This is a genomic window from Actinoplanes sp. NPDC023714 (assembly GCF_040639855.1).
Taxonomy (GTDB): Bacteria; Actinomycetota; Actinomycetes; order Mycobacteriales; family Micromonosporaceae; genus Actinoplanes.
The window spans coordinates 261,919-270,540 of the sequence record NZ_JBFAAR010000012.1 but is presented as its reverse complement, the minus strand read 5'-3'; the positions used below and the strand labels follow the sequence as shown (position 1 = coordinate 270,540).

At 69.6% G+C, this 8,622-nt stretch carries 5 protein-coding genes, 1 tRNA gene and 1 rRNA gene; 6 read left to right on the top strand and 1 reads right to left on the bottom strand.

All coding sequences use genetic code 11. The features are described from left to right. Positions 1–90, top strand: a 5S ribosomal RNA gene (gene rrf / locus AB0G10_RS38030); the annotation flags it as partial. Positions 91–412: 322 nt separating this feature from the next. On the opposite strand, the gene AB0G10_RS38025 is transcribed toward rrf, so the two are convergent. Then, positions 413–1,624: a phytase gene (locus tag AB0G10_RS38025; RefSeq protein ID WP_360933489.1), complete on the bottom strand. Its 1,212-nt coding sequence runs from the start codon at positions 1,622–1,624 to the stop codon at positions 413–415. A gap of 121 nt (positions 1,625–1,745) precedes the next feature. Here AB0G10_RS38025 and AB0G10_RS38020 point away from each other — a divergent pair. The 5 genes from AB0G10_RS38020 (at position 1,746) to AB0G10_RS38000 (ending at position 8,611) form a co-directional block, all read left to right on the top strand. Further along, positions 1,746–1,820: transfer RNA gene (locus AB0G10_RS38020), tRNA-Lys, on the top strand. A 197-nt stretch (positions 1,821–2,017) separates the two neighbouring features. Next, entirely contained in the window at positions 2,018–3,031 is a 1,014-nt protein-coding gene (locus AB0G10_RS38015; RefSeq protein WP_360933442.1) for a glycosyltransferase family 2 protein, read from the top strand. Next, positions 3,028–5,343 (top strand): hypothetical protein, encoded by a 2,316-nt coding sequence (locus AB0G10_RS38010; protein ID WP_360933439.1) that lies wholly within the window; start codon positions 3,028–3,030, stop codon positions 5,341–5,343. Before AB0G10_RS38015 ends, AB0G10_RS38010 begins: the two co-directional genes overlap by 4 nt. A 5-nt stretch (positions 5,344–5,348) precedes the next feature. After that, positions 5,349–7,433, top strand: a complete 2,085-nt coding sequence (locus AB0G10_RS38005) for a hypothetical protein (RefSeq protein WP_360933436.1) — start codon at positions 5,349–5,351, stop codon at positions 7,431–7,433. Positions 7,434–7,435: 2 nt separating this feature from the next. After that, the gene (locus AB0G10_RS38000) at positions 7,436–8,611 is read left to right on the top strand and encodes an acyltransferase (protein ID WP_360933433.1); all 1,176 of its coding nucleotides are present in this window, start codon (positions 7,436–7,438) and stop codon (positions 8,609–8,611) included. Positions 8,612–8,622 lie beyond the last annotated feature (11 nt).

The window sequence follows — 8,622 nt, the reverse complement described above, 5'->3', positions numbered from 1 at the left end:
CCCGGTTACATTCCGAACCCGGTAGCTAAGCCCTCCAGCGCCGATGGTACTGCACTCGGGAGGGTGTGGGAGAGTAGGACGCCGCCGGACTCAACTTGTGTTAAGGCCCGCCCCGTTTGGGGCGGGCCTTTTCGCGTCTCCGGGGTTGTGAATCGTTCGCCGGCGGGGCGGTTTTGGGGCGGGGATGGCCCACTCCGGGCGGTCAGGCTTGATCCCTGCGTGGACCATCCCCGCCCCAAAACCTTGCGACCCTGCGCTTTGATTCGCGACTCCGGGTCTGTGGCCGGCCCACCGGGTGGGTGGTGGTCCTTCTTTGTGGTTGAGTCCGGCGGCGTCTTGCTTGGGCTCGATGGTTAGCGGCGCCTCCCGGATAGCCGGGGGGCGCCGCTTTTTGGGGTTCGGGGATGTTGGGTTAGTGGAGGTTCAGGGATCGCCAGTCTACGTATTTGAAGTTGGTGCTTACTCGGTTGTTGTCGGGCTTGTTCTCGCCGTCGTGGAGGACCAGGAGGCCCCTCGGGTAGCCGGGGAGGGGCGTTGCGGTGGCTGCGGCTCCGTCTGAGTGCTGGACGCCGTCTGTGGAGCGGCCGTCTGTGACCGTGAAGGTTTTGATGGGCTTGTTGGTTCGGCGGTCGTAGACGAAGAAGCGGCTGTCGCCCTGGCTTGAGACGACCAGGTAGCCGTCGCGCTTGCCGGTGGGGTAGATGGTGGCTCCCTCCACGTCGGCTGTGATGCGGCCTCCGTACCCCGGGTCGTTCTGGGTGTCGAGGGTGCACTCCTCGGTCTCGGGGTCGTAGGTGGCGGGGACGCCGTATTCGGCTACTCGTTCCACGATTCGGGGGATGCTGCTGAAGTGGCCGGCTTCAAGGTTGATTCGCCACAGGGCTACGTCTTCCTGGGCGGCGTAGAGGACGCCTGCTTCGGCGTCTACGACCATTCCCTCCACCTGGGGGTCCTCGCCCGGTTCGCCGCACGGGGTCCAGCTGGTGCCGTTCGGGAGGCGGAAGGTTTTCGGCAGATCCAGGGTGTCGGTGGTTTTGTAGGTGACTCTGCCGTTCTTCTCCTCGAGGCGGAAGATGCCCAGGCGGGTGGTGTGGCGCCGGCTGACCACGGCGTACTTGTCGTAGGTGGCCAGACCGTAGCCGGTCGCCTGCTCCTCGGCCTCGGTCTCGTCCTTGGAGAAGAGCAGGGGGACGTTCGCCGCGGTGATGTCGGTCAGGCCCTTGGGCTCGATCTTGTAGATGCGCAGCTTGTCCAGGCCCCGGTCGGTGACCACCGCTAGGTCGATCTTCTTCTTGCCCAGCTTGAAGCCGGTCAGGACGTCCACGTTGTTGAAGCGGCCGCCCTCGGGGGTGGCGATGGCCTGCACCTCGCGGCCCTTGAGGTCGTAGACCCGGAGACCGCCGTTCTTGGCGGTGCCGATCACCAGGCTGCGGCCCTTGTCGGCGTGGTTGATCCAGATGGCGGGGTCGTCGGCGTCCGCGTCGCCCCCGGCCTCGTCGTCGTAGAGCGACGGCGTCTCCACCGTCGCGGTGATCTCCCGGGGCGGGCGCTGCGCCGCCTGGGCGGGCACCGCGGAGAACGTGGTCAGTGCTACTAGAGCGGCTATGCCGGCAGACCGATGCATGACATCGAAGCGTTCCGGATCAACCTGACCGAAGGGTGGCCGGTGATTTAACAGCGTGCGCGCCCCACAGGGTGGGTGCAAGATGTCAGTGCCGATGGCCAACCGATAAGCTGACCATCGCGGGCCGCTAGCTCAATGGCAGAGCTGTGGACTTTTAATCCATAGGTTCAGGGTTCGAGTCCCTGGCGGCCCACCAGCAACGTCAAGCCGGCACCCGAGGTGCCGGTTTGTTGCGCTTTACGGGTTCTTGCCCCTCGCGCGTCCCGTGACCAGCCCGGGATATTTCGATCCGTAACTTAAATGTGAGTGACGCTCTGGTAGATTCTCGCCCCGGCTTCCACGTCGGGTCGTCTGTGATCCGACGTCCGCGCACCAGGCCGCGGACGTGGATGGATGGTCACTCATGAATACGGGGAGTGTGTCGTGAACACGGCGCCGTTAACGCTGTCGGTTGTCATACCCATGTACAACGAGGAGGCGGTTCTGCCTCTTCTCGTCGATCGGCTCCGGCCGGTGCTCGACGGGCTTCGTGAGCCCTACGAGGTCGTCGCCGTCGACGACGGCAGCAGGGACAACACCGCCGCCATCCTGATCGGCCTGCGCCGCACCTGGCCCGAGCTCCGCATCGTGCGCCTGCGTCGCAACAGCGGCCACCAGGCGGCACTCTCCGCCGGTCTGTTCAGCTCCAAGGGCGCGTACGTCGCGAGCATCGACGCCGACCTCCAGGACCCGCCGGAGAAGATCCCGGAGATGCTGGAACTCGCCCGCCGGGAGAACCTCGACATCGTCTACGGCGTCCGCAACGACCGGAGCACCGACACCCCGTTCAAGCGGTGGACGGCCGGCGCCTACTACGGCCTCATCCGCCGGCTCGTCGGCAAGAACGTGCCCTCCCAGGCCGGTGACTTCCGTCTGCTGAGCCGCACCACCGTCGAGGCGCTCCAGGAGCTCCCCGAGCGTGCTCCGGTGCTGCGCCTCATCGTGCCGTGGATCGGCTTCCCGAGCGGCCAGGTCACCTACATGCGCGAGGAGCGGGCCGCCGGCAGCACCAAGTACCCGCTCGGCAAGATGGTGAAACTGGCCGTCGAGAGCATCACCAGCTTCTCCGCGGCGCCGCTGCGCCTGGCGACCTGGCTCGGCGTGATCGGCGTCGCCATCTGCACCATGCTGCTCGTGATGGCGTTCGGCGCCTACCTGCTCGGCGAGACGGTTCCCGGCTGGTCGTCGCAGTTCGTGGCGTCCCTCTTCATCGGCGCGGTCCAGCTGCTCTGCCTCGGCCTGCTCGGCGAGTACGTGGGCCGCATCTACACCGCCGTGCAGGACCGCCCCACCTACTACATCGCGTCCGACACGGCGGACGAGCCCGTCGTCCACTACGACGGCTTCACCGCGGGGGCCGGTCGGTGACGCTTGGCGCCATAGACGCCGAGACGGTTGTTCTGGAGAAGGTGACCGAGCCCGAGGCGGACGAGCCCCGGGCTCCGGCCGCTGTCTGGCGCTGGCTCCCCGCGGGGGTCGGCGTCGCCGTCTTCGCGGCGATCCTGCTGATCACCGGCACCTCCGTCCTCGACGTGCTGAAGTACGCGGCCTACGTGGCCTTCGCCGTGGTCATGCCCGGCACCCTGGTCTACCGGGCCCTGCGCCGGACGCCGCACACGCTCATCGAGGACCTCGCCCTCGGCGCGGCCGTCGGCCTGGGGCTGGAGCTCGTCGCCTGGGCCCTCTACTCGTACCTCGATCTCAGGTTCTTGATCTGGACCTGGCCCCTGCTCGTGGCGGCGGTGTTCGCGGTGGTGCCCGGCCTGCGCCGGCACTGGGTCGTGCGCGGCTACCGGATCGTCCCGCTGGGCTGGTCCTGGGCGGTCACCGGCGTGGTCGTGTTCTTCACCGGCTACGTGTGGGCGACGTTCTTCGCGCAGAACCCGATCCTGCCGACCGGCGAGGACACCCTGCAGTTCATCGACCTTCCCTACCAGCTGTCGCTGGCCGGCGAGGCGAAGAACCACTTCCCGATGCACCTGCCGCAGGTGGCCGGCGAGGCGCTGCCCTACCACTGGTTCGCGTTCGTGCACGCCGCGATGATCGGCATGATCGGGCACATCGACCTGCCGGTCGTGACGATGCGGCTGCTGGTGCCCGGCATCGGCGCGCTGATCGCGCTCGTGACGGCGGTGGCCGGCTGGCGGATCACCGGACGGGCCTGGGCCGGCGCGATCGCCGCGGCCCTCTTCCTGGTGGTCGGCGAGTTCCAGTTCACCGAGGTCTTCAGTAACACGATCGGGGTCCAGGTCGCCTGGATCATCTGGCCCAGCCTGTCGATGACCTACAGCTGGGCGCTGCTGCTAGCCCTGGTCGCGGTGATCGGCGACGCGCTGCGGCGCAGTGACGACGACTCGCCGGTGCCGAGGCTGCCGCTGCCGGGCGCGTTCGCGCTCGCGACCATCCTGGCGTTCGCGTCGAGCGCCGCGAAGGCGAGCTCGCTGCCGGTGACGCTGAGCGGTCTGGCCCTCGCCGGGTTCATGGTGCTGGTGACCACCCGGCGGATCCCGTGGGTGCTGGTCGGGATGGGCGTGGTCGTGTCGCTCGCCCAGCTCTTCTGCACCGCGGTGATCTTCCGCTTCCAGTCGTACGGTCTCGGCATCAACCCGCTCGGCGGCATCGCGCCCTTCTGGGCCGACCCGGAGGGCGAGCGGTCGCTCGTCGCGCAGACGGCGGTCATCGCTGGGGTGAGCATCGCCTGGATCCTGTCGCTGCAGATCCGGCTCGCCGGCATCATCCCGCTGGCCTGGCTGCGGCGCGGCCGGCTCGAGCCGGCGCAGTGGTTCCTGCTCGGCGGCGCGATCGCCGGTCCGGCGCTCTACATGATCCTCGGGACGTTCAACTCGACCTGGTTCTACCGGGCCTCGCTGCCGTTCGGGCTGATCCTCTCGGCGTGGGGCTTCGTCATGGTCTGGGACCGGGCGAGGATGTCCGGCCGGGCGGCCGCTGCGCTCGGCGCGTTCGCGCTGGTGTTCGCCGAGGCCATGGTGATCGCGGTGCTGCTCTTCGCGCCGAAGCAGCCGCGCGGCGAGTCGTACTCCGCGGTGTTGCCGATCCTCTGGTGGTCCGGGGTGCTGGCCGCGATCGCGCTGGCGGTCGGCCTGGCCTGGCGCCCGGCGGCCCGCCGCTGGCCGGGCCTGACCGGCCGGGGCGCCGTCCTCCTGCTGACCGCGGTGCTGCTGACCGGCACCCCCGGTCTGATCATGGAGGCGCGGCGCAGCCAGATGAGCCCGAACGGCGGCGGCAACACGACGGTGCCGATGCCGGAGTCGCGGGTGGACGCGGCCCGCTGGGTGCGGGACCACAGCGACCCGGACGACATCCTCGCGACGAACGTCCATTGCTCGCACGACCGGCCGCTGAAAGACTGCCGGGACGCGCGGTCGTTCTGGCTCAGCGCGTACGCCGAGCGTTCCGTCCTGGTCGAGGGCTGGACGTTCGCGCCGCGCCTGGCCGGTGTGCCGACCGCCCGGTGGAAGTTCTGGGATGAGAAGAAGCTCGCCTACAACGACGACGCCATCTACAAGCCGTCCGCGAAGGCCCTGAACCGCCTGCGGGACCGCTATGACGTGCGGTTCCTCGTGGTGGACCGCAAGGTCAAGCCGGAGGGTGCGAAGCTGGCCGACCTGGCGACGCTGCGCTACGACGACGGCCGGATGGCCGTCTACGAGTTGAGATGACGGGGATGCGACTCAAGCGGATCTCGCGCCGGAGCCTGATCGCCGGGTCGGCGGCGGGCGGTGTGCTGGTCACGGGTCTCGGTGTCGGCCTCGGCCGCCGGGGCGGGAAGACCGCGCCCGGCGGCGCGGACGACCCGGAGGTCCCGGCGCCGTCGACGCAGCTGCAGATCATCGCCCAGCCGGACGACGACCTGCTCTACCTCGCCCCGGACTCGCTGCGCGCGATCGACTCCGGCGCGAAGCTGATCACCGTGGTCCTCACCGCGGGCGAGGGCGACGGGCGCAACGTCGACGGGTACACGCCCGCCGAGGCGAACGCGCCGATCCGGTTCGAGGAGTACGCCGAGGCCCGCTACGAGGGCCTGCGCGCCGCCTACGCCCAGCGGGCGACCGGCGACGCGGCGAGCCCGTGGCGGCGGGAGCGGCTGGCCACGGCCGGCGGCACCGCGGCCGAGCTCTGCACCCTCGAGGCGGCGCCGCACATCCAGGTCGTCCTGCTGAACATGCGGGAGCGGCAGGGCGGCGCAACGCTGCGGACGCTCTGGGACAAGAGCGAGGACGAGCAGCCGGTGCTGCGGATCCCCGGCTCCCCGGTCACCGATCCGCGCCCGTTCGGCCGGGGCGCGCTGATCCGTACCCTGACTGATCTTCTCGATCGGTATCAGCCGACCCTGGTCCGCACGCTGGACCCGGACCCCGACCGGCAGCTGCACGACGAGAAGAACCTCCAGCACGACGACTTCGGCTTCTTCTCCGACCGGGGCGACCACGCGCCGGCCGGACTCTTCGCCTGGGCGGCCGTCCAGGACTGGTGCCGGAAGGGCCCGCGCCGGGTCGTCGTGGAGAGCTACCGGGGCGACTACAACCGCCGCTGGCCGGCGAACCTGGGCTCGGCCCTGGCCCGGGAGAAGCTGGAATACCTCAACGTCTACGGCCGGCACGACCGCAAGTCCGGCCGGCAGATCTCGCTGCTCGGCGCCGGGCAGAGCACCACGTCCCGGTACGCGCTCAGCACCGCCTGGCTGGCCCGCGGTACGAAGGACGACCGGATGGCGGCCTTCGGCGTGCTCGGCGGCCGCGCGGTGCACTGGAGCGAGGCCGAGGCGGGCAGCGGCGAGTGGCGGAAGCCGGTCGTGATCGACGGGACCGATCTGCTGCCCGGGATCAGCGCGGCGCAACTTCCGGACGGCCGGTGGCAGGTGGCCGGCATGCGGGCCGTGCTGGCCGCCGCGGACGCCGGGCAGAAGCGCGAGGTGGTCACCGCCGTGCAGCGCGAGCCGGGCGGCGCGTTCGGCCCGTGGACGAACCTCGGCAACCCGGAGGCGGGCGGGACGATCACCTCGGACGGTCCGCTGCCGGTCTGGCCGCGCGGCGCCGGCGTGCCGGTCCTCGGAGTGAACCGGGACGGCACCCTCCAGGTCTTCGTCCGGGTCTTCACCGGGGCCGTCCACAGCCGGATGCAGTCCGCCGGCGACGAGTGGGCCGAGTGGCGCGATCTGCGCGGCAGCCAGACCCAGGACGGCCTCACCACGGTCACCACGGCGGGCGGCCGGATCGAGCTCTTCGCGGCTCGCAAGAACGGGCTGGCGCGCTGGCTGCAGAGCGGGAAGAACAGCCCCTCGTTCAAGCGGCTGATCATGGACGTGCCGGCGCCGGCCGGTCCGCCGACCGTGCTGCGGCTCGGCAACGGCCGGCTGATCCTGCTGGTCCGGCAGGCGCTGAACGGCCACGTCCTGGCCTACCGGCAGCAGGGCGAGAACCGGGAGTGGAGCCCGGAGCCGGTCGACCTCGGCGGCCACGGCGGGTTCGGCCCGGTGGCCGGGGTGGGCTACCGCGGCGGCATGATCGCGGTGAGCCAGCGCAACGACGACGGGACGACCAGCTTCACGCTGCGGTACGTCGACGCCCTCGAGGAGGGCCATTGGAAGCGCACCGGCCCGGTGCTGGCGTCCCCGCCGGCGCTGTCGGTGGACGCGTCCGGACGGCTGGTGCTCGCGGCGATCTGCGCCGACGGCCGGCTGCGTGTCACCCGGCAGGAAGAAGCGGGACCGACGATGAAGGTGCGGTCCTGGACCGCGGTGGAGGAGTAGAGGTGTCGACGACAGAGATGGCAGCGGAGCGGAAGCGACCGCGCCTCGAGGTCTTGGACGGCCTGCGCCTCGCGGCGGCGCTGCTGGTCCTGATCTATCACTACACGGCCGTGCGGAACAACCACATCTGGCCGGAGCCGCCGAAGGAGGCGTTCCCGACCGCGCACGGGATCACGTTCTACGGCTGGCTCGGCGTCAACCTGTTCTTCCTGATCAGCGGTTTCGTGATCTGTATGAGCAGCTGGGGACGCAGCCTCGGGGACTTCTTCACCTCCCGGGCGGCGCGGCTCTACCCGGCGTACTGGTTCTCGGTGGTCGCCGGCATCACGGTGTACCACTTCTGGCCGGACCACAACGCCGGCCGGGACTGGATCACCAACCTGGTCAACTTCACCATGCTCCAGGAGCCGTTCGGCTACGGCGGCGTCTCGGCCGTCTACTGGACACTCTGGACGGAGTTGCGCTTCTACCTGCTCTTCGCGCTCTTCGTGGTCTGGCGCGGGGTCACGTACAAGCGGGTGGTCGTCTTCTGCTGCGTGTGGACGGTCGCGTCGGTCATGGCGAACGCGTCGGACACCGAGGCCCTGGCGCCGCTGCTGCTGATGATCGTGCCGGACTACTCGTTCCTGTTCATCGCCGGCATCGCGTGCTACCTGATGTACCGCTTCGGGCCGAACCTGCTGCTCTGGGGCATCCTGGTGATGTCGTACATCCTGGGTCTGCCGGTGACCCTGCGGAAGCACTTCCGGGTCGAGAAGAACGAGACCCAGCACCTGGTCGCCCGCTGGCCCACCGCTGTCATCCTGGCGCTGATCTTCCTGGTCATGGTGGCGGTCGCGCTCGGCTGGCTGTCCTGGATCAGCGGTAAGTGGCTGACCGTCCTCGGCACCATGACGTACCCGCTCTACCTGCTGCACGAGACCGTCGGCGGCACCATGCTGCACGAGCTCGACGGAACCCTGAACCGGTGGGCGCTGATCGGCATCACCACGGTGGCGATGCTGGTCCTGAGCTATCTGGTCCATCGCTGGATCGAGAAACCGGTGGGCCTGCGGATGCGGGCCGCGATCGCCAAGGGGGTGCGGGAGCTGAACAAGGACCGGGAGGAGCCTCCGAAGCCACCGGAGCCCCGCAAGCCCGATGCGGACATGACACAGGAACTGGTCAAGATCAGCTGAGCGAGAGCCGG